We start from the raw sequence: 20,500 nt of genomic DNA, 5'->3' as shown, positions 1-20,500 counted from the left end.
CGAGATCGTGCTCGTTGGCGGAAGCCAGGCAATCCCCTGCGGGCAAGCCAGGGTTGCCTGCCGGCCACTACGCGCTATGCCGTTTATCTTTCGATCGAGCAATCAGGCGCCAAATGGCAAAGAGCGCCAGCTCTGCGTCCGCGGTGTCGATAGCAGAGGTCGATGACGATGGCGTGGAAGAGTGCGCGCAAACGTAGCGTTACATTTCGCAAACGCCGCCAGCGGGATGAGCCGTTCGCCTGGAGCATGCAGCCCTATCGCGAGACCGGGCCTCGGGTCATGACCTGCATGGCTCTCGTCATGCCGGAAAACGCATCCGGCATCGGCCGTGCGCACAATTGGATCGTCCTGATTAGCAATGAGATCAAAGCGCGCGCTTATCAGCAGATGATGGTCGAAATGCAGGGCGCGTCATTTGGCGTCGACGACGATGACGACGATCCGCTGGATGAGTGACGGAGACACGGAACCGATCGCGACGAATAGTAATTTTATCTACTTATAAATATAGATTCGAAGTATTTTAGCTAAAGCTATGGCTGTGCTTCGGCATCTGGCAATGCACGCGTTTCCAGCCCATAAATAGCTTCCGTTTTGTCGAGGGCATTGCTTGTGGGCCGGAAAATTTCTGGCCTCTCGTTCCGTGGTTTGCCGCCCAACTCATCGTCTGCCTCCAGCGCTCCCGTTCGCGGTTTAGCACGCAGCGTCGACAATTTTACTACTAAAGCGCTCGACATTTTCTCGCGGCTTAAACGCCTACCCGTAGTTTGTAATTTTGAAGATTTACTCCAACGTCAAGTCGTATATTCGACAAGACTGCGACGAGAAACGTATTCCTACTTTGAAATACTAAATAAGGAGTATTCCTGGTCGAATTGTTGGGTGTATTAATCTTGTGTTAACTAGACTGGCGGGTTGAGGATAAACGTTATGACCATGCCAGTGGAACACAGCTGGAACGTGCGGCTTTCAGCCAGAAATGATCGAGGGTGGTTCAGCTTCAATGCTGTGGCAACCACCTATGTTGCGGCTATTCTTGATTTCGCGGTGCTATTCTTTGCAAGCGCCGGTGGATACATGCTTTACGAGCAAGTATTGTTGGGGATGGATGGTGACTTGTCGCGATATGCGGGCGTCGGCCTGCTGGTCTCCACCGTTTTCGTCCTGGCCTTGGGCGGCGCTCATGCTTACCGCCCCGCCGGGCTCCTGTCGTTTCGCCGGCAGATGGCCATTATCTGCACGTTTCTGCCAGCAGTCGTTGCGTTTCTTCTTGCGATTGTTTTCTTCCTCAAGATTGGAACGATGGTGTCGCGCGGCGCCATCCTGTCCGCTGCCGTCTTGTCGTTCGGCGCGCTGACGACGCTGCGGCTCGCGTGGTATTCCTATCTCAACCGTGCCGTCGCGCATGCGTCTTTTCCGACGCGGCGGGTCTTGCTGATCTGCCCCGATTCCACGCCGGTCGAGCCGCTTATACACAAGGCTGCGCTCGGCGGGCTGTCGATCAAGCACACGATGCACCTGCGCGGCGCCGATGAGGCTCCCAGCCTGCTGCAGGAGAAGCTCCAGAAGAACGGGATTGCCGACGTCGATGAGGTCCTGATCGTCTGGGGTGATTATGCCAATGCCGCCGTTCTCGAAGAATGCTTGTCGGCACTGCGTGAGTTCTGTGTTCCCGTCAGCGTGATGTTTTCGGGTCTGGTTGGCGATATCGCCCAGGGTTTTGCTCAGGATATCGGTGAAAACCGCGCATTCCAGATTCACCGCCCGCCGCTCGGCCTGGTCGAGCGCATGATGAAGCGGCTGTTCGATATCGGCTTCTCGATCGGCGCGATGACGGTCACGCTTCCGCTCTGCGTACTGGTGGCGATCGCCATCAAGATTGATAGCCGTGGTCCTGTCTTCTTCATGCAGTGCCGCAAAGGACATAACGGCAAACCGTTCCGGATCCTGAAGTTCCGCAGCATGACGGTTATGGAAGACTCCGGCGATATCCGCCAAGCAACGCGCAACGATCCACGCGTGACCCGCGTCGGTGCTTTCATCCGCTCGACGAGCATCGACGAGCTGCCGCAGTTCTGGAACGTGCTGCGCGGCGAGATGTCCGTGGTCGGCCCACGCCCGCATGCGCTGGCACACGACGATCTCTATGGAACGCTAATCGCCCAATACGCCTCTCGCCGGCATGTGAAGCCGGGCCTGACGGGCTGGGCGCAGATCAATGGACACAGGGGCGAGACGCCAACCGTTGACAAGATGACGGACCGGGTGCGGCACGACATTTGGTACATCAACAATTGGTCGTTGTGGCTGGATCTCAGGATCGTCGTGATGACGGCGATCGGCTTGCAGGATCGGAGCAACGTCTACTGAAATTTCGTCGTCAATCCTGGTGTTTGCGTTGGTTGAGAGGTGCGTAGGCGATGATACTTGTGACTGGAGGAGCCGGCTTCATTGGCTCGAACTTTGTGCTGGATTGGCTGGCGGAGCATCAAGAGCCGGTCGTCAATCTCGATGCGCTGACCTATGCCGGCAATCTGAACAACCTGCGGTCTCTCGAGAACGATCCGCGCCATATCTTCGTACATGGCAACATTGGCGACGCGGCGCTTCTGAGCGATCTTTTTACGCACTACAAGCCAAGAGCGGTTGTGAACTTCGCGGCGGAAAGCCATGTGGACCGCTCGATCCACGGGCCGGAAGATTTCATCCAGACCAACATTCTCGGTACGTTTCGTCTGCTGGAGGCCGCGCGCGCCTATTGGGGTGGCCTCGAGAGCAAACATGATTTCCGCTTTCTGCACGTTTCGACCGACGAGGTCTTCGGGACGCTCGACGCCGATGATCCCGCTTTCAATGAGGAAACGAGCTATCGGCCCAACAGCCCATACTCCGCCAGCAAGGCGGCGAGCGACCATTTGGTTCGCGCCTATTTCCATACCTACGGGCTTCCTGTCGTCACCACCAACTGCTCCAACAATTACGGCCCGCTGCACTTCCCGGAAAAGCTCATTCCGTTGGTGATCCACAATGCGCTGAAAGGCCGTCCTCTGCCGATCTATGGCGATGGCATGCAGATCCGTGATTGGCTCTATGTGAAAGACCACTGCAGCGCTATCCGTCGCGTTCTGGAGGCGGGGCGCCTGGGCGAGACCTATAATATCGGCGGCTGGAATGAGCGCGCCAACCTTCATGTCGTTACCACGCTTTGCGCGGTTCTCGACGAGCTGCAGCCGCGACCCGATGGCAAGAAATACAGCGAGCAAATCGCCTTCGTCACCGATCGCCCGGGGCACGACCGGCGTTATGCGATCGATGCGCGCAAGATCGAGGTCGAGCTCGGCTGGCGGCCGGCGGAAACCTTCGAGAGCGGCATTCGCAAGACCGTAAGATGGTATCTCGACAATGCCGACTGGGTCGAGAACGTCACCTCAGGCAGCTACCGCAACTGGGTGGAGAAGCAATACGCATGACCGTGCTGCTTCTCGGCAAGAATGGGCAACTTGGACGCGGGCTTCAGCGCACGCTGCTTCCATTCGGCAATCTTGTCGCGTTCGCGCGTGACGAGTTCGATCTGGACAAGTCGGAAGCAATCGCCGGTCGGCTTGATGCCATACGCCCTGACATCATCGTCAATGCGGCGGCTTATACGCAGGTCGATCTGGCCGAGACGGATGCCGACGTGGCGTTTCGCGTCAACCATCAGGCCGTGAAGGCGTTGGCGGATTACGCCCGCCGGAGTGACGCGCTGCTGGTTCATTACTCTACGGACTATGTCTTCGATGGTCGCCAGGAGACGCCTTATCGCGAGAGCGATGATACTCATCCGTTGAATGTCTACGGCGAGTCGAAGCGGGCTGGCGAGTTGGCTATCGCTGAGTCCTGCTGCCGGCATTTGCTGTTCCGCACGAGTTGGGTCGTGTCTGCTGACGGCACGAATTTTGTGAAGACTATTCTGCGCCTAGCGCGGGAGCGGCCGAACCTGCGGATCGTTGCGGATCAGTTTGGCGCGCCGACGGCCGTCGAGCTGCTCGCCGATGTCACTGCCCTTGCAATTGTCGCGAACCGGCGCGGTGGGCTTGCTGACGGGACATATCACTTGACCGCATCGGGGCGAACAAGCTGGCATGGACTTACCCGGCACATCGTCCAAAGGGCGATCGAGATCGGCTTCGTATCGGTGGTCGATCCCGCCGATATCGAGGCAATAACGACCGAGGAGTTTCCACGGCCCGCTGTGCGGCCGCGCAATTCGTCGCTCAACACGGATGCTTTGAGTTCCGCCCTTGGGCTGACCCTGCCCGAATGGACGGTGCATGTCGATCGCGTACTTGATCAATTGAAGGAACGGGGGTGGGCGCTGTGACCCGAAAAGGCATCATTCTCGCCGGTGGATCCGGCACACGTCTTCATCCCGCGACACTTGCCATGAGCAAGCAGTTGCTGCCTGTCTTCGACAAGCCGATGATCTATTATCCACTCAGCACACTTATGCTGGCCGGCATCCGCGACATCCTGATCATCTCCACGCCGCTGGATATTCCTCGCTTCGAGCAACTGCTGGGGGATGGCAGTGCCTGGGGCGTCAAGTTCTCCTACGCCGAACAACCGTCACCCGATGGCCTGGCGCAGGCCTTCATCATCGGCGAGAAGTTTCTTGACGGTTCGCCGTCCGCGCTCGTGCTCGGCGACAACATCTTCTACGGCCACGACCTGCCGATCCTTCTCGCGAGCGGCATGTCTGTCGACCGCGGCGCAACGGTCTTCGCCTATCACGTGCTCGATCCAGAGCGGTATGGCGTCGTCGAATTCGACAGGCGCTTCAGGGCGGTCTCGATCGAGGAAAAGCCGGCGGAGCCGAAATCGAATTACGCGGTGACGGGCCTCTATTTCTACGATGAACGCGCCGTCGAATTCGCCAAATCGCTGCGCCCTTCGCCGCGCGGCGAGCTCGAGATCACCGATCTGAATAGGCGTTACCTGGAAGACGGCAGCCTGACCGTCGAGATCATGGGCCGCGGCTACGCCTGGCTCGATACGGGAACGCATGATTCACTGCTCGACGCCGGGCAATTCATTTCGACACTGGAACGGCGCCAGGGGCTGAAAGTATCTTGCCCTGAGGAAATCGCGTTTCGAAACGGCTGGATCACCGGCCGCCAGCTGGAGCAACTGGCGGCGCCGCTCTGCAAGAACGGATATGGGAAATACCTGATGCGACTTCTGGCGGAGGCAGGCTGACCAATGAAAGTCTCTTCGCTGGCAATTCCTGAGGTCCTGCTCATCGAGCCCACGGTTTATGGCGATGAGCGCGGCTTCTTCTTTGAAAGCTTCAACCAGGCCCGCTTCAACGAAGCGGTCGGGGCCGAGGTTTTATTCGTTCAGGACAATCACTCCAAGTCTGCCAAAGGCGTACTGCGCGGGCTGCACTACCAGATCAGCCAAGCCCAGGGAAAGCTGGTTCGAGTGGTCGAGGGCGAGGTCTTCGACGTGTCGGTGGATCTGCGGCGATCCTCGCCGACCTTCGGGCAATGGGTGGGCGAAATCCTGTCGGCGGATAACAGGCGCCAGCTCTATATTCCGCCGGGCTTCGCGCATGGCTTCGTGGTTCTCTCGGAGACCGCGCAGTTTCTTTACAAGACGACGGATTTCTATTCGCCGCAGCACGAGCGCGCCATCATCTGGAACGATCCGACGGTGAACGTCGCCTGGCCGATAGAGGTACCCCCCACCCTTTCATCCAAGGACGCGCAGGCGCCGTTTATGAAAGATGCGGATCTTTTTCCGTAACGGCGGTTCGCGATCATAGCTGCGTTGGCGCGAAAGTTGCCGATCATCGGCCTGCCGTCTCTCGCTCTACCACATATCGTTGCCCTTGGTCCTTTCCGGATCGGTTTTGGTGTGTCACATAAGGTCGGCTAGCCATCGCCACTGGGAGGACGATTGTCGGAATGAGGGGAATTCGCCAACTGGCCAAGCATCTCGATATTTCGATCGGGACCGTGTCGCGGGCGCTCAATGGCAAACCGGATGTGAATGAGGAGACCCGCAAGCGCGTGCTGGCGGCGGCCGAGGAGCTTGGCTATGTCGCGAACCAGTCGGGCCGAAGCCTGCGGCAGGGAACCACCAACGTCATCGGCCTGATGATCGAGTCCAGCAAGGAAACGGTCGAGAACGCCGACAACTTCTTCCTGGGCCTGACCGGCGGTCTGCAGAGCGTGCTTTCGCGCCACAAGCTCGACCTTATCATGCTGCCTTGCCCGAATGACGAGGATCCTCAGGAATATCTGAAGCGCATGGTGGCGCGTCGTGTTGTCGATGCATTGATCATTTCCGCCACGCAGCGCATCGACAAGCGCATCGACTTCCTGGCCAAGGCGAAGATACCCTTCGTCGCGCTCGGCCGCAGTTCGTCCGGCGGCAATTACAGCTGGATCGACCTCGACTTCGAAGGCGTCGCGGCCAGCGCTGTAGACAGGCTCGTCGCCAAGGGGCATCGCCGGATCGCGATCGCGGTCCCATCGAGCGATGTCAACCTCGGCTATATCTTCCTCGATGCCTACCGGCGCTCGCTCGAACGCCACGGTATTGCCTATGATCCCGAACTCGTCATTCGCGCGAAGTCGAGCGAGCAGGGCGGATATCAGGCCGGTCACGAGCTCATCCGCCTCGATCCCCGACCGACGGCGATCATTCTGATTTATGAGCTGATGGCGATCGGGCTTTACCGGCGCATGGTCGAGGCAGGCATCATTCCAGGCCGGGATCTTGCCGTCATCGGCTTTCGCGAGGAGCCGCGCGCCCGGTTCCTGCAGCCGGCACTGACATGTTTTAGGATGTCGCTGCGCGACCTCGGCGCCGAGCTTGCGGAAACGTTGCTCGCGACCATGCCCGCCTACGCGGATTTCTATCCCGGCGGCGCGCGCAACACGATTTGGCCGCTTGAGCTCGTTGCGGGCGAAAGCGATGCCTTCAGTCTCGACAGTTGAATTTTCTCGAAAGCCAGCCCATGCAACCGCGCGAATTCCTAAAAGATCTCTTCTCCGCTGCCGTCAACGCTGCCGACCCGCTCACGGGCATCACCGCTCATCTTCCCACAAAGCCGAAGGGTCGAACGGTGGTGATCGGCGCCGGCAAGGGCGCGGCACAGATGGCGCAGGCGCTCGAGACCGTCTGGGATGGCCCGCTCGAGGGTGTTGTGGTGACGCGTTATGGCTATGGCTGCGAGACCCGAAACATCGAGATCCTTGAAGCCTCGCATCCGGTCCCCGATAGCGCCGGTCTCGTGGCTTCGAAGCGGCTTATGGATGCCGTGAGCGGGCTTGGCGAGGATGATCTCGTCATCGCGCTGATCTGCGGGGGAGGGTCGGCCCTGCTGCCGTCGCCGCCCGAGGGGCTGACGCTCGAAGACGAAATCACCATGAACGAGATCCTGCTCGCCTCGGGCGCGCCGATCTCCGCCATGAACGTGGTGCGCAAACATCTCTCGACGATCAAGGGCGGCAGGCTGGCGGCGGCCACAAAGGCGCGCGTCGTCAGCATGGTCGTGTCGGATATCCCCGGCGACAACCCAGCTTATGTCGCTTCCGGTCCAACGGTTCCCGACCGCTCGACGCGGCACGATGCGCGTGACATTATCGCGCAATACAAGATGCCGCTGCCGCAGGCTGCACTCGATTTTCTCGCGACGCCGGCTGCCGATGCGCCGAGCCCGGATGATCCGGTGTTCGGCCGCCACGAGCATTATGTGATCGCCTCGGCCGGCGTCTCGCTAGAGGCTGCGGCAGCGCTTGCCAGATCGCACGGGGTGGAAGCCGCTATCCTGTCGGATTCCATCGAGGGAGAATCTCGCGATGTCGCTTCGGTGCATGCGGCGATCGCCCGCGAAGTGCTTGCCAAAGATCGACCCTTCCAAAAGCCGGTCGTTATTCTCTCCGGTGGGGAAACAACGGTGACGCTCCGGGGCAAGGGTGGAAAGGGCGGGCGCAACGGCGAATTCGCGCTCGCCATGGCGCTGGCGATCCAGGGGCACGACATGCATGTGCTGGCTGCTGATACCGATGGCATTGATGGGTCGGAAGACAATGCAGGTGCTTTCGTGGATGGGAAGACGGTCGAACGATTGCGCGCCGCCGGTCTCGATCCGCGCCGCCTGCTTGATGGCAATGATAGCTATAGCGGCTTTGCTGCGATTGGCGACCTGTTCGAAACCGGCGCGACGGGAACCAACGTCAACGACTTCCGTGCGATCCTGATCCGCTAATCGAAGAATCGAAATCTGATCCGGCCACCTGCGTTCCCGCCGGAACGCGGGCGCAAAATAGCGCGAAATTTTTTCGTGCTGCGCCGCGGCGCAGCCGGAGTTAAGGCCCCGCATTTGCAGATGTTTTCCGCAGCATTTTTTGTCTGATCACGTGGGATTGACAGCGAGAAACGTTTCCGCTTAGTATCGTAAACGTTTACGGGACAAGTTTCGGGAGGAAAGCCGGAAACTGTCCACGGGAGGAAATCGTGACATTGAATGCCGTTCTCTGCGGTTGTGGAGCCATGTCCAAGGGCTGGTTGCGCGCCATCAAAGAAACCCCGGCTCTTGCAGCCGAGATCGAGGTCAAGGGCCTCGTCGACGTCAATCCGGCGGCGGCTGAGAAGCTCGCCGAGGAGTTTGGTTTGAGCGGTGCCGTGATCGGTACTGATCTCGCCGACGTCATCGCAAAATCCAAAGCCGACATCGTCTTCGACGTGGTCATCCCGACCGCGCGCTTCAACGTCGTGTCGACGGCGCTGAAAGCCGGCTGCCATGTGTTGAGTGAAAAGCCGATGGCGACCTCGCTCGCAGAAGGGGCTGCTCTCATCGATCTCGCCGCCGAGACCGGCAAGATCCACGCCATCATTCAGAACCGCCGCTTCATCTCCGGCGTTCGCCGCATGCGCCGTTTCGTTGAGAGCGGTGCGATCGGCGATATCACCGGCATCCATTGCGATTTCTTCCTGGCGCCGCATTTCGGTGGCTTCCGCGAAGAGATGCAGAACGTGCTGCTGCTCGACATGGCGATCCACACTTTCGATGCCGCGCGCTTCGTCGCCGACAAGAAGCCGCTCGCCGTCTACTGTGTCGAGCGCAATCCCAAGGGGTCCTGGTATCAGCATGGCGCTTCCGCCAACGCGACGTTTGAATTTTCCGATGACGTCGTCTTCACCTATCGCGGTTCGTGGTGCGCTGAAGGCGAACGCACGAGTTGGGAAAGCCAATGGCGCCTCGTCGGCTCCAAGGGAATGCTGACCTGGGATGGCGAAGAGGGCTTCAAGGCCGCGACCGCTGGAAGCGAGCCAGGGCTGCTGCATGGCTTCACGCCGGTCGAGGTCCCAGCACCAGAACATGACGAAGAGACGCACGGCCACGCCAGCGTGATCGCGAGCTTCGTCGAGGCGATCAAAACGGGCAAGCGCCCGGAAACGGCAAGTTCCGACAACATCAGAAGCCTCGCCATGGTCTTCGGCGCGATCGAAAGCGCCAAGACCGGCAAGCGTATTGAAATTTCAGCATAAGGATTGAGATTGTGAGCAACCCCGCCAAGTCCATTCGCATCGGAACCATGGTCAGCGCGTCGAAGGGCGGCGCCGACAAGCGGATCGGCCAGATCGCCGATATGGGCTTCGAAAGCTTCGAACCCTTCTTCTGGCAGACGACCAACGGCCAGAACCTCGCCGAACTCGGAAAGCGCTGCGTCGACGCCATCGGCGACCGTGACATCACCATCTCGACGCTCGGCATGTTCGGCAACCCGCTCGAGACGACCGATATCGATCTCGACACGCTCCAGGGCTGGAAGGATTGCATCGACAACGCCCACCATTTCGGCGCCACCTGCGTTGCCGGCTTTACCGGCCGTATCCGTGGCAAGGTGCTGACCGACAGCCTGCCGCGCTACAAGGAAATCTGGAGCGAGCTTGCCAAGCGCGCTGCCGACAAGGGCGTGAAGATCGCCTTCGAAAACTGCGCGATGGACGGAAACTGGCAGACGGGCGACTGGAACATCGCGCACAATCCGGATGCCTGGGAGCTGATCTTCAACGAGACGCCTGATGACAACATCGGCATCGAATGGGAGCCGTGCCATCAGATGGTCTATCTGATCGAGCCGCTCCCACAGATCCGCAAGTGGGCGTCGAAAATTTTCCACGTTCACGGTAAGGATGCAACGATCCGCTGGGATGTCATCAAGGAGCATGGCATCTTCGGTAAGGAGAAGTTCGTTTTCATGCGCACGCCGGGCTTCGGCGACAGCAACTGGACGGACATCATTTCGGAACTGCGCCTCGCCGGCTGGTCGGGATCCATCGACATCGAAGGTTGGCACGATCCGGTCTATCGCGACGCGCTCGAGATGACCGGGCAGGTTCATGCGCTGAACCATTTGAAGCATGCCCGGGGCGGCGATTTCGTCGTCGATCCGGTTTGATGATATCGCGGCCGGCAAGGAGGAATTGCCGGCCTACGATCTAGGATAACCACAAAGGAGGAGAACCATGGCTATCCGTAAATTTGCAATGATCGGCGCGCTTGCGCTGGCGGGCGTGTCGCTCTTCGGCCTAGCCGCCAAGGCCGAAGACGTCACCCTGACCCTCTGGTCGCTCGACCGCGACATTCAGCCGGCGCCGAACCTGATCAAGGAATTCAACGATCAGAACAACGGCATCAAGATCGAATACCGCCAGATCCAGTTCGACGATGTCGTCAGCGAATCGATGCGCGCGTTTTCGACCGGCAAGGCGCCTGATATCATCGCCATCGACAACCCGAACCACGCGATGTTCGCCGCCCGCAAGGCATTCCTCGACCTGACCGACATGATCGCCAAGTCGACCGTCATCAAGCCCGAGAACTACTTCCCCGGACCGCTGAAGTCCGCCACCTGGGACGGCAAGCTCTACGGCGTGCCGAAGGCGACAAACACGATCGCGCTCTACTATAACAAGGACATGTTCAAGGCCGCCGGCCTCGATCCGGAAAAGCCGCCGCAGACCTGGGACGAGCTGGTTGCGGACGCCAAGAAGCTCACCGATCCGTCGAAGAACGTCTACGGCCTGACCTTCTCGGCCAAGGCCAACGAGGAAGGCACCTTCCAGTTCTTGCCTTGGGCGCAGATGGGCGGGGCGACCTACAAGACGATCAATGCAGACGGTGCCGTGAAGGCGCTGACGGTCTGGAAGCAGATCATGGACGAGAAGCTTGCTTCTCCCGATACGCTGACCCGCAGCCAGTGGGATTCGACCGCCACCTTCAACGCCGGCAATGCTGCCATGGCCATCTCCGGTCCGTGGGAAAGAGACCGCATGCTGACCGATGCCAAGTTCGACTGGGGCACGGCGCTCTTGCCGGTTCCGCAGGAAGGCGCGACGCGGTCTTCGGCCATGGGCGACTACAACTGGGCGATCTTCTCCAGTTCCAAGCATCCGGCCGAAGCTTTCAAGGCGCTCGAGTTCTTCGCCTCGAAGGACGACACGATGTACCAGAAGTTCGGCCAGCTGCCGGCTCGCTCCGACATCGCCATCCCGCCGACAGGCAACAAGCTGAAGGATGATGCGCTGAAGACCTTCGTCGAACAGCTGAAATATGCCCAGCCGCGCGGTCCGTCGCCGGAATGGCCGAAGATCTCCAAGGCAATCCAGGATGCGATCCAGGCCGCACTGACCGGCCAGATGTCGCCGAAGGACGCGCTTGATCAGGCCGCCGAGAAGATCAAGGCCGTCGAAGAGTGACATATCAGGGCAAGCGGAGCGTGCGGGACGCGCTCCGCCTGTCCGACCCCAATGGCGTTTTCGCCATCCCACCGTTTCCTCCCGGCAGGGGCTGTCTTCCGCGCAAGCGCCAGGCAGCCCCGTTCGGAGCTTAAGGGGTATCCATGAAGAGGCTATTTTCCAGCATCACCGATGGCCGCGGGTTCGACATCACGCTTGTCACCCTGCCGCTCATCTTCCTGTTCGTGCTCGCGGGCCTGCCGCTTGTCTACAACATCGTCATGAGTTTCCAGGAGGTCGACATGTTCAGCCTCGGGACCTTCGTGCGCCCCTTCGTCGGTTTTAAGAACTATGTCGATCTGTTCAAGCAGCCCGAAACGTTGCCAATCATCTACAATACCGTGCTGTTCGTCGTCGGCTCCATCGCCGGCCAGTTCCTGATCGGCTTCGGCCTGGCGCTGTTCTTCTGGGTGAACTTCCCGGGGGCCTCCTGGCTGCGCGGCCTATTCCTCGTTTCCTGGGTCATGCCCGGCCTCGTGGTCGGCGCGATCTGGAACTGGGTGCTGTCGGGCGATTTCGGTGTCTTGAATTTCATCCTGCGCGAAAGCGGATTGATCAGCTCCAACATCTTCTGGCGCTCGGACCCCAATTTTTCGCTCTGGGCCGTCGTTATCGCCAATATCTGGCTCGGCACGTCCTTCAACATGATCCTGCTCTCCGTTGGCCTGTCTTCGATCCCTGGCGATCTCTACGAAGCAGCTGAACTCGACGGCGCCAATGCCTGGCAGCGTTTCTGGACGATCACGCTTCCGATGATGCGCTCGACCATCGGCGCCATCGTTTCGCTCGGCCTGATCTTCACGCTGCAGCAGTTCGACCTGTTCGCGGCCATCACCGATGGCGGGCCGAACAATTCGTCCAACGTCACGCAATACTGGGCCTGGGACCTGTCCTTCCGGCAATACGACTTCGGCAAGGGTGCCACGATCTCCGTCATCATGATCGTCTTCGTGATGTTCGCCTCGATCGTCTATGTCCGGTCGACAAAACATGAGGTGCGCGGATGAGCGATACCAACCGCAACCGCCTGATGCTCTTCATCGCGATCGTCCTGGCGGCAATCTATCTCTTTCCGCTCTACTGGATGTACATCACGGCGCTGAAAAGTGGCTCGGAGATGTTCGCCAATCCCCCGAGCTTCTGGCCATCCTCACCGCAATGGGGAACCTACGCCTATGTGTGGGAAAGCCGGAATATGGGGCGCTATCTCTGGAACTCTGTCGTCATCGCCTTCGGTTCCGTGGCGCTGATCACGGTGCTCGGCGTCGGCTGTGCCTATGTGCTGGCGCGTTATCGCAACATGTGGGTGGATATCGGCCTGTTCCTCATCCTCATGCTGCAGGTCCTGCCGGCATCGCTGATGATCACGCCGATCTTCGTGGGCTTCTCGCAGTTCGGCCTGCTCGACTATCCGCGCTTCGCCGTGATCCTGGCGATCGCCGCGAAAAGCATGCCCTTCTTCGTGGTTCTGGTGCGCGCCACCTTCATGGCCGTGCCGATGGAGCTCGAGGAAGCAGCGCTTGTCGACGGTAATTCCCGCTTCGGCGCCTTCTTCAACATCGTGCTGCCGCTTGCCCGCAACGGCATCCTTGTCAGCGCGATCCTGATCTTCATGCAGGCCTTCGGGGAGTTCGTCTATTCGAAGTCGATGATCCAGGAAGCAGAGCTTCAGCCCGCCAGCGTCGGTCTCAACTCCTTCATGGGGCCTAACACCAGCGAGTGGAACAACATCATGGCCTATGCCACGATGTATGTGACGCCCGTTCTCGCCATCTTCGTTCTCTTGCAGCGCCGCATCGTATCCGGCCTCACCTCTGGAGCCCTCAAATGACCAATCAGATCGAGCTCAGCGGCGTCAACAAGCATTATGGCGCCTTTCATGCGCTGAAGAACATCAACCTTGAGATCGCCAAGGGCAGCTTCGTGGCGCTCGTCGGCCCGTCGGGCTGCGGCAAGTCCACCTTGCTGCGCTCGCTCGCGGGCCTGGAAAGCATCTCCGAGGGTGACCTGAAGATCGCAGGCGAGCTGATGAACAACGTGCCGCCGCGCAAGCGAGACGTCGCCATGGTGTTTCAGTCCTACGCGCTTTATCCACATATGACGGTCGAGGAAAACCTGACCTACAGCCTGCGAATTCGCGGCGTCGCCAAAGCCGAGGCCAAGAAGGCCGCGGCGGATGTTGCGGCAACCACAGGCCTGTCCAACCTGCTGAAGCGCTACCCACGCGAACTCTCGGGCGGTCAGCGCCAGCGCGTGGCCATGAGCCGCGCCATCATCCGTCACCCCAAGGCGTTCCTGTTCGACGAGCCGTTGTCGAACCTCGATGCGGCGTTGCGCGTTCACATGCGCAAGGAAATCCGGGCGCTGCACGATCGGCTCGGCGCGACCTCGGTCTACGTCACCCATGACCAGATCGAGGCGATGACCATGGCTGACCACGTCGTCGTCATGCGCGAGGGCGTCATCGAGCAGCAGGGCAAGCCGCTAGAACTCTACGACACGCCGGCCAACAAATTCGTGGCGGGCTTCATCGGCTCGCCGGCGATGAATTTCATTCCTGGTGTCGTGCAGGCGGACGGAAGCGGGCTCGCTATCGATCTCGGAACGGTCAAGCATACGCTGCCGAGCAATCGCCAGCTCCAGCCAGGCCGCAAGGTGACGGTCGGTATCCGTCCGGAGCATATCGGTATCACCGCGACGGGGCAGGGGACGTTCGATATCCCCGTCGACGTCGTCGAATCCACCGGCTCGGCCACCTTCATCGCCGCGGCGACGACGCCGGAACTGACGATCGTCGAGACTGGCCGCAGCGCGGCCCGTGGCGGCGAGACGATCGGCGTGGCCATCGATCCGGCACAGATGCATCTGTTCGACGACGCGACTGGCGTCCGTATCTGAAGGAACAAGGCAGCGGCGGTATACGCCGCCGCTGCCTGATGATTTACCGTCCGCCTTCGAGCTTGCGGTGGCGCTGGTTTGTGCCGCCCACCCCATAGGGATAATCGAAGGGGCGCGGAGCGCTGATCTCGGTGAGGCGGCGCATCTCCTCGTCCGAGAGGCTGATCTTGGCCGCGCCGAGGTTGTCCGCCAGTTGCTCCGTCGTCCGGGCGCCGAGGATGACTGATGTCACGGCCGGCCGCGCTGCGGTCCAGGCAAGCGCCACCTGCGCCATACTGCAACCCTTGGACTTTGCGATTTCTTCTACCGTACCGATGATGTCCCAGGTCCGCTCCTGCGCGTTGCGCTGGTCGTAGGATTCCATCCCGCGTTTGGGATTCTCCCCAAGCCGGGTCGCGCCCGTCGGCATCTGGTCACGACGGTATTTGCCCGTCAGCCAGCCGCCGCCGAGAGGCGACCATGGCAGCAGTCCCATGCCCGCATCCTGGCAGGCCGGGACGATCTCCAACTCGATATCGCGGACAAGCAGGCTGTATTGCGGCTGCAGCGTTACCGGCCGGGTGTATCCGCGCGCCTTGGCGATTTCGGCCGCCTTGGCGATATGCCAGCCGACGTAATTGGAAAATCCGTAATATCCGATCTTGCCGCTGGAGACGGCATCATCGAGGAAACGCAGCGTCTCCTCGATCGGCGTCAGGGCATCCCAGGCATGCATCTGGTAGAGATCGATGTGGTCGACACCGAGGCGTCGAAGCGAATCGTCGAGCGCGACGTTCAAATGCCGCCGCGACAGTCCGATATCATTCGGCCCGTTTCCCATCGGAAAACGTCCCTTCGTGGCGATCACCGCCTGGCGGGCCTCTGTCGGCCGCGCCTTCAGCCAGCGACCGATGATCTCTTCCGAAACGCCGGCGCTATAGACATCGGCCGTATCGACGAAATTGCCGCCCCATTTGAAATAGTCGTCGAGTATCTTGTGGGATGTGGCTTCATCGGCCTCCGCGCCGAATGTCATCGTTCCCAGGCAGTATGGCGCGACGATTGTCCCGCTTGGTCCAAGCTTTCGATAATCCATCGAACATCCTCCATGTCGAAATGGGTTTCTCTATCTCTGGATCGCCGGCCTCCAAATGCCTCGCGTCACTGGATCGGCATTCACACTATCGATAAAACAACGGTTTAGGTAGCTGCCGCAGGAAGATTCCCTCCCGCGCACAAGTTCCCAGAGCCTTGCCTTCGCTATACTGTCGTCCGATGAGGCCGGGGTGTTATCCCCGGTCCTCTAGTTGAGAAGCAGAATTTGCTTACTTCTTGATTGCTTCGAAGTCCATGTCGAGCTTGATGTCGGGGCCGAGGCCGAAGTCGGCCATCTTGGTGATGCCGAAGTCGGAGCCGGTGATGCTGCCGGTTGCCGAGAACCCGGTCTTGATGGTCTTCGCGTCCCAAGGAAGCGGCGATTCGCCGTTCCAGGTGACGTCGAGCGTCACGGGTTTGGTGGTGCCGACCAGCGTGAGGTCGCCCGTAACCTTGGCGGTCTTTTCGCCGGTCTTTTCGATCGCTGTGCTCTTGAAGGTAATCTGAGGGAATTCCTCGGCATTGAGGAAATCCGGGCTCTTGAGGTGCTCGTTGCGCTTCTCGAAATTCGTGTCAACGCTTGCGGCGTCGATCGTCAGTTCGATCGAGCTCTTGGTCACGTCGTCTTTGTCGAAGGAGATCGTGCCGGCAACCGTCTTGAAAATGCCGTGGGCATTCGACCAGCCGGCATGGCCGGTCTTGAAGCCAATCCAGGCATGCGTCGGGTCGACTTCATAGGAATCAGCAGCGAAAACCGAGCCTGCCATCAGCAGGCCAGCCAATGCGGCGGTCAGACCAGTTAACTTCATTTGTATCTCCTTTGGTTTAATAAAATGCCAGGCGCTCGCGCCGAGGCTCGGTGGAAAGATGTATGTCTGTGTCTGCGGCTAGATCGAAAACGCGATGATGATGGCGATGATGGCGGGTGCCGCTGCCACGACACCCATGACTATCGGCTGCACTGGACGAGGCAGACCGGCAAACAGTCGTTGATTGCTGTCGATGCAGTACGCGGCAACGAGCGGCAAAATGCACAGGACAATACCGATCGCTGAAGCATTCGGGGTGAAGAGTGCCGTCATCACGACGTGAAGGACGGCAAGCCATCCAAACGAAAGCGCTGCGGGTGACGGCAGGGAGAACGCGTCGTTGTCGCCACGCAGGAAGCCAATGAAGATGATCAGCAGGAAGCCTCCTGTCATTGCCGCTAAGGCTCCGGCCACGGTCGACATGCCGATGTAGCCTCCAAGAACGGAGGTTATCGCAGTGGCGATAAAAGTTGCGAGGAGCGCGGGCAGAAGAGCAGAAGGCGCATTTCGTTGCGGCGCGCGCTGTGCCTTGACGGCAAGCGGCAGGATTGCAAACGCTATCAGCAAGATAATCGCGACGGTTACGCTCTTGGTGGTATTCGCCTTGAAAATGTTCTGCCCGAGCCAGTAGACCGGGATGGTGAAGGCGACCAGCGATGCCAACCATGTGTAGGGTGAGCCGATCTTCTTTCGCGAGGCGTAGGAAGCCCCAAGCAGAACGGCATATCCGACGATCACAAACATCACTTTGTGCTTGGAGGCGACGGGCGGAAATGCGGGAAAGCCTTCGCCGAGCAGATGGATGATGAGCGCGGCTGCGAGAAGGAGGAGACCCGTCAGGAGCGGAACTCCGGAGTGCGTTGTCCGGTGCGTCGCGGCAATGGCGATCCCCATTATGAATGGGATGGCGATTGTCATAACAAGTATTTGTTGAATCACGTTTTTCGCCTTGGATCGAGGTGGGAATTCGAGCGGGAGGACGCTGCTTTCGGGAAGAATTTCTAACAGGCTGCCGGTTGGCAATCAGCGTTGGTTGGTCTCAATCCGGCGTCATCAGCGAGCTTGGCGGCATCGATAATTTCCTGGAGACGCTGGCGCGACGCGGCGGCCCTTAAAAATGGAAAGGCCGCCGAACCTATGAAGACCGACCTCAATCTCGCTCTCCTATCTTTGAAAGTGCTTCAGCCAGGAAAGAACCGGCTTTTTCAGCACCGCTTGCCGAAATGGTATGACCAAGACCAGGTACGATGACTGTTTCCACCTTCATGCCGAGAGGTTCGAGCAAGGCGGCGGCTTTGGTCGTTTCGCTCGCTGGTATCACGGCGTCGGCGTTGCCATGGAGCAGCAGGACCGGCGTGGCGAGCGCCGGTTCAAGCGGGAGCGGTGAGCCGAGGCGGCCTGAAAAGCCGACGACGGCACCAACCGGCCAGCGGCCCGATGCAACGGCATCCAGCGCCATGATGGTGCCTTGAGAAAAGCCGACAAGGGCCACCTGGTCGAGGCGGTCCTCAAAGCCGTTCTCCTTGACGATCGCGGAGATCGTTGCGTCGAAGGAGGCGCGAGCATCCTTGATGCGTGAACTGCGGTTGTCTTCGGTGACGCCGGCCACGCTGAACCATTGATAGCCAGAGCCGAAGCTCGATGGGCTGGGGGCATTCGGTGAAACGAAGACTGCGCCCGGAAGGCGGTCACGCCAGACGTCGGCCAGCGGTGCTAGATCATTCCCGCTGGATCCCACGCCATGCAACATAATGACTAGGACGTGTGTAGCTACTGTCGACATGGTTCGTCCTCAAGCGACCGAGAATGGGAGTTGCGGACCAACCGGCACAATTCCCGTTGGATTGAGTGCCTTGATCGAGTAGTAACCCCGCTTGATGTGATCAATGCTGACAGTCTTTGCGATCCCGGGGATGGCGAGGATGTTCTCAAGATAGCGGCTCAGATTGGCGTAGTCTGCCAATCGGCGCAGATTGCATTTGAACAGGCCATTGTAAGCCGCATCGAAACGCACGAGCGTCACGAACAGCCGGACGTCGGCTTCGGTCAGTCGGTCGCTGAAGAGGTACGGTCCGCGGTCCGCGAGGCGCGCTTCCAGCTCGTCGAGCATTTGAAACACCTCGGTGAAGGCTTCCTCATAGGCCACTTGCGTGGTCGCAAAGCCGGTGCGGTAGACACCGTTGTTGAGGCGCGGGTAAATGCGCTCGTTCAGAGCATCGATCTCGGAGCGAAGATCTTGCGGATAAAGATCGTTGGCGTTGTCCGCCAGCGATCCGAAACCGGAATTCAGCATCCGCAGGATATCCGCCGATTCGTTGTTGACGATGGTGTTACGGTTTTTGTCCCAGAGAACAGGCACTGTTGCGCGGCCGGTATAATGCGGGTCCGCCTTGGTGTAGATCTGGTGCATGTAGCCTGCGTCGTTCAGTGCTTCCGGCTCCGCAAATCGCCATCCTTCGTCCGACAGTTCCGGCTCGACCACTGAAACGGAGATCACGTCCTCCAGCTTCTTCAGGGCTCGGCCGATCAACGTGCGTGATGCCCAAGGGCAGATCAACGCGACATAGAGGTGATAGCGACCGGCTTCAGCCTCGAAGCCGCCTTCACCGGTCGGGCCTGCGTCTCCGCTTGGCGTAATCCAATTCCGGAAACCGGAGATCTGGCGAACAAAGCCACCCTTGTTGTCAGTCGCCTGCACTGGATGCCAATTGGCTGTCCACTTTCCGTCTACAAGCATGTCGCACTCCTAACGCGTCTTTTCACTTTGTGCGGTGATGGTGATTTCGGTGCACCAAAGGTCGCGAAGGGAAAGGGTCTCCTGAGTCGCGGATGCGACAGATTCGATTTTGGCGGTTGCGTTGCTAAAATCGACCATTGCCGAGGTGCTTCCCTTGCGTGAATTCGTACGGCAAGGTTATGGCCCACATCCGGATGGATGATTATACGGTCAATAAGAGAATATTTACTTCCAAAACGGAAGGAGTGACTACCAGCCTCTATCCCAGCTAGGCTGGCCGCGAAAGGCGTCGGCCAGGAAATCGATCAGCACCCGGACCTTCAGCGCGAGATATCGGGAGGGTGGGTAGACGACATAGAGACCACGCGGCTCGTCCTCAAACGCACCGAGCACGGGTTTTACCGCCCCGACGCGCAGTCGTGCTCCGGCCACGAAGCTGGGAACCCGGGCAATGCCAAGGCCGGCCTCGGCGGCGGAAACACAGGCTTCCGCATTCGAAAACTGGATGTGGCCGCGTACGTCCGCGATCGAGGTCTGCAAGCTGTCGATGTTTCTGAACTGCCATGCGAGCGGATCGCGAAAGTTTGTGTCGATGATGCAGTCGTGTTGCATCAGCTGCTCAGGACGATCCGGTACGCCGCGCGCCTCAAGATAAGCGGGCGCTGCGACGAGGACAATCCGTGCGGCGCAGAGTTTGCGGGCAATCAGGCTGCTATCGTCCGGATGTCCGATGCGGATCGCCGCGTCATAGCCCTCGTCGACGAGGTTGACGATGCGATCGGAGAAGCTGACGTCGAGATTGATGTCAGGGAATTTGGACGCGAATTGATTGAGGATCGTTACCAACTGGGTGGTGCCGAAGGTAATTGGCGCGGTGATACGCAATCGGCCAGAAGGCGTCCCCGACGCCGTTCTGATGGAGGCATCCAAGGCGTCAAAGTCTTCAAGCAACGGCTTGATTCGATCGTGGTAGGCCCTGCCTACTTCCGATAGGGAGAGCGCGCGTGTGGTACGCATGATCAACTGGACGCCGAGACTTGCTTCCAGCCGTGACACGAGCTTCGAGGCCTGTCCGCTGCTTGTTCCAAGTCGCGCAGCAGCTGCAGCGAAGCTTCCCGTATCGATCACGGCTACAAACATGCGGTCACAGTCGAGACGATCCAAGGGCTCTCTCCGAAGTTGATTC

At 59.6% G+C, this 20,500-nt stretch carries 20 protein-coding genes; 14 read left to right on the top strand and 6 right to left on the bottom strand.

Going from position 1 to position 20,500, the window contains the following annotated elements:
• The first annotated feature begins 162 nt into the window (after nt 1-162).
• The 14 genes from J5286_RS26765 to J5286_RS26700 all read left to right on the top strand — a co-directional run bounded on the left by J5286_RS26765 (nt 163) and on the right by J5286_RS26700 (nt 14,694).
• Nucleotides 163-456, top strand: coding sequence for a hypothetical protein (locus J5286_RS26765; protein WP_209193046.1), 294 nt, complete (start codon nt 163-165; stop codon nt 454-456).
• A gap of 474 nt (nt 457-930) precedes the next feature.
• Complete coding sequence (locus J5286_RS26760; RefSeq protein WP_209193045.1) at nt 931-2,370, top strand: exopolysaccharide biosynthesis polyprenyl glycosylphosphotransferase; 1,440 nt, start codon at nt 931-933, stop codon at nt 2,368-2,370.
• 50 nt (nt 2,371-2,420) lie between these two features.
• Entirely contained in the window at nt 2,421-3,470 is a 1,050-nt protein-coding gene (gene rfbB / locus J5286_RS26755) for a dTDP-glucose 4,6-dehydratase (RefSeq protein ID WP_209193044.1), read from the top strand.
• Entirely contained in the window at nt 3,467-4,363 is an 897-nt protein-coding gene (gene rfbD / locus J5286_RS26750) for a dTDP-4-dehydrorhamnose reductase (protein WP_209193043.1), read from the top strand. Before rfbB ends, rfbD begins: the two co-directional genes overlap by 4 nt.
• Nucleotides 4,360-5,238: a glucose-1-phosphate thymidylyltransferase RfbA gene (gene rfbA, locus J5286_RS26745; RefSeq protein ID WP_047505434.1), complete on the top strand. Its 879-nt coding sequence runs from the start codon at nt 4,360-4,362 to the stop codon at nt 5,236-5,238. Before rfbD ends, rfbA begins: the two co-directional genes overlap by 4 nt.
• A gap of 3 nt (nt 5,239-5,241) precedes the next feature.
• Nucleotides 5,242-5,787, top strand: a complete 546-nt coding sequence (rfbC, locus tag J5286_RS26740; protein WP_209193042.1) for a dTDP-4-dehydrorhamnose 3,5-epimerase — start codon at nt 5,242-5,244, stop codon at nt 5,785-5,787.
• A 161-nt stretch (nt 5,788-5,948) separates the two neighbouring features.
• Nucleotides 5,949-6,986, top strand: coding sequence for a substrate-binding domain-containing protein (locus J5286_RS26735; RefSeq protein WP_018896486.1), 1,038 nt, complete (start codon nt 5,949-5,951; stop codon nt 6,984-6,986).
• Nucleotides 6,987-7,006: 20 nt separating this feature from the next.
• Complete coding sequence (locus J5286_RS26730) at nt 7,007-8,260, top strand: glycerate kinase type-2 family protein (RefSeq protein WP_209193041.1); 1,254 nt, start codon at nt 7,007-7,009, stop codon at nt 8,258-8,260.
• Nucleotides 8,261-8,508: 248 nt separating this feature from the next.
• Entirely contained in the window at nt 8,509-9,543 is a 1,035-nt protein-coding gene (locus J5286_RS26725) for a Gfo/Idh/MocA family protein (RefSeq protein ID WP_209193040.1), read from the top strand.
• Nucleotides 9,544-9,554: 11 nt separating this feature from the next.
• Entirely contained in the window at nt 9,555-10,457 is a 903-nt protein-coding gene (locus tag J5286_RS26720) for a sugar phosphate isomerase/epimerase family protein (protein ID WP_018896483.1), read from the top strand.
• 67 nt (nt 10,458-10,524) lie between these two features.
• Nucleotides 10,525-11,757, top strand: a complete 1,233-nt coding sequence (locus J5286_RS26715) for an ABC transporter substrate-binding protein (protein ID WP_209193039.1) — start codon at nt 10,525-10,527, stop codon at nt 11,755-11,757.
• A 143-nt stretch (nt 11,758-11,900) separates the two neighbouring features.
• Nucleotides 11,901-12,803: a carbohydrate ABC transporter permease gene (locus tag J5286_RS26710; protein ID WP_018896481.1), complete on the top strand. Its 903-nt coding sequence runs from the start codon at nt 11,901-11,903 to the stop codon at nt 12,801-12,803.
• Nucleotides 12,800-13,627 carry a carbohydrate ABC transporter permease gene (locus tag J5286_RS26705; RefSeq protein ID WP_018896480.1) on the top strand — a complete coding sequence of 276 codons (828 nt, stop codon included), beginning with the start codon at nt 12,800-12,802 and terminating at the stop codon, nt 13,625-13,627. The genes J5286_RS26710 and J5286_RS26705 overlap by 4 nt, the downstream gene beginning before the upstream one ends.
• Nucleotides 13,624-14,694: an ABC transporter ATP-binding protein gene (locus J5286_RS26700; protein ID WP_209193038.1), complete on the top strand. Its 1,071-nt coding sequence runs from the start codon at nt 13,624-13,626 to the stop codon at nt 14,692-14,694. Before J5286_RS26705 ends, J5286_RS26700 begins: the two co-directional genes overlap by 4 nt.
• Nucleotides 14,695-14,737: 43 nt before the next feature.
• On the opposite strand, the gene J5286_RS26695 is transcribed toward J5286_RS26700, so the two are convergent.
• The 6 genes from J5286_RS26695 to J5286_RS26670 form a co-directional block, all read right to left on the bottom strand.
• Entirely contained in the window at nt 14,738-15,769 is a 1,032-nt protein-coding gene (locus J5286_RS26695; protein WP_209193037.1) for an aldo/keto reductase, read from the bottom strand.
• Between the two features lie 229 nt (nt 15,770-15,998).
• Nucleotides 15,999-16,577 (bottom strand): YceI family protein, encoded by a 579-nt coding sequence (locus tag J5286_RS26690; RefSeq protein ID WP_209193036.1) that lies wholly within the window; start codon nt 16,575-16,577, stop codon nt 15,999-16,001.
• Between the two features lie 78 nt (nt 16,578-16,655).
• On the bottom strand, nt 16,656-17,600 hold the full coding sequence (locus J5286_RS26685) for a hypothetical protein (RefSeq protein ID WP_209193035.1): 945 nt from the start codon (nt 17,598-17,600) through the stop codon (nt 16,656-16,658).
• A 127-nt stretch (nt 17,601-17,727) separates the two neighbouring features.
• Nucleotides 17,728-18,360, bottom strand: a complete 633-nt coding sequence (locus J5286_RS26680; RefSeq protein ID WP_209193034.1) for an alpha/beta hydrolase — start codon at nt 18,358-18,360, stop codon at nt 17,728-17,730.
• A 9-nt stretch (nt 18,361-18,369) separates the two neighbouring features.
• The gene (locus J5286_RS26675; protein WP_209193033.1) at nt 18,370-19,314 is read right to left on the bottom strand and encodes a glutathione S-transferase family protein; all 945 of its coding nucleotides are present in this window, start codon (nt 19,312-19,314) and stop codon (nt 18,370-18,372) included.
• A gap of 249 nt (nt 19,315-19,563) precedes the next feature.
• The gene (locus J5286_RS26670; RefSeq protein ID WP_245206584.1) at nt 19,564-20,478 is read right to left on the bottom strand and encodes a LysR family transcriptional regulator; all 915 of its coding nucleotides are present in this window, start codon (nt 20,476-20,478) and stop codon (nt 19,564-19,566) included.
• Nucleotides 20,479-20,500 lie beyond the last annotated feature (22 nt).

Source organism: Rhizobium sp. 16-488-2b (assembly GCF_017741815.1).
Classification (GTDB): Bacteria; Pseudomonadota; Alphaproteobacteria; order Rhizobiales; family Rhizobiaceae; genus Rhizobium.
The sequence above is the reverse complement of the archived record's forward strand: the minus strand, read 5'-3'. Positions and strand labels throughout refer to the sequence as shown.

Bases quoted from the DNA above. Each gene is read 5' to 3' on its own strand.
- J5286_RS26765 (WP_209193046.1), top strand. From the start codon at position 163: ATGACGATGGCGTGGAAGAGTGCGCGCAAACGTAGCGTTACATTTCGC.
- J5286_RS26760 (WP_209193045.1), top strand. From the start codon at position 931: ATGACCATGCCAGTGGAACACAGCTGGAACGTGCGGCTTTCAGCCAGA.
- rfbB (WP_209193044.1), top strand. From the start codon at position 2,421: ATGATACTTGTGACTGGAGGAGCCGGCTTCATTGGCTCGAACTTTGTG.
- rfbD (WP_209193043.1), top strand. From the start codon at position 3,467: ATGACCGTGCTGCTTCTCGGCAAGAATGGGCAACTTGGACGCGGGCTT.
- rfbC (WP_209193042.1), top strand. From the start codon at position 5,242: ATGAAAGTCTCTTCGCTGGCAATTCCTGAGGTCCTGCTCATCGAGCCC.
- J5286_RS26735 (WP_018896486.1), top strand. From the start codon at position 5,949: ATGAGGGGAATTCGCCAACTGGCCAAGCATCTCGATATTTCGATCGGG.
- J5286_RS26730 (WP_209193041.1), top strand. From the start codon at position 7,007: ATGCAACCGCGCGAATTCCTAAAAGATCTCTTCTCCGCTGCCGTCAAC.
- J5286_RS26715 (WP_209193039.1), top strand. From the start codon at position 10,525: ATGGCTATCCGTAAATTTGCAATGATCGGCGCGCTTGCGCTGGCGGGC.
- J5286_RS26710 (WP_018896481.1), top strand. From the start codon at position 11,901: ATGAAGAGGCTATTTTCCAGCATCACCGATGGCCGCGGGTTCGACATC.
- J5286_RS26705 (WP_018896480.1), top strand. From the start codon at position 12,800: ATGAGCGATACCAACCGCAACCGCCTGATGCTCTTCATCGCGATCGTC.
- J5286_RS26700 (WP_209193038.1), top strand. From the start codon at position 13,624: ATGACCAATCAGATCGAGCTCAGCGGCGTCAACAAGCATTATGGCGCC.
- J5286_RS26695 (WP_209193037.1), bottom strand. From the start codon at position 15,769: ATGGATTATCGAAAGCTTGGACCAAGCGGGACAATCGTCGCGCCATAC.
- J5286_RS26690 (WP_209193036.1), bottom strand. From the start codon at position 16,577: ATGAAGTTAACTGGTCTGACCGCCGCATTGGCTGGCCTGCTGATGGCA.
- J5286_RS26680 (WP_209193034.1), bottom strand. From the start codon at position 18,360: ATGTCGACAGTAGCTACACACGTCCTAGTCATTATGTTGCATGGCGTG.
- J5286_RS26675 (WP_209193033.1), bottom strand. From the start codon at position 19,314: ATGCTTGTAGACGGAAAGTGGACAGCCAATTGGCATCCAGTGCAGGCG.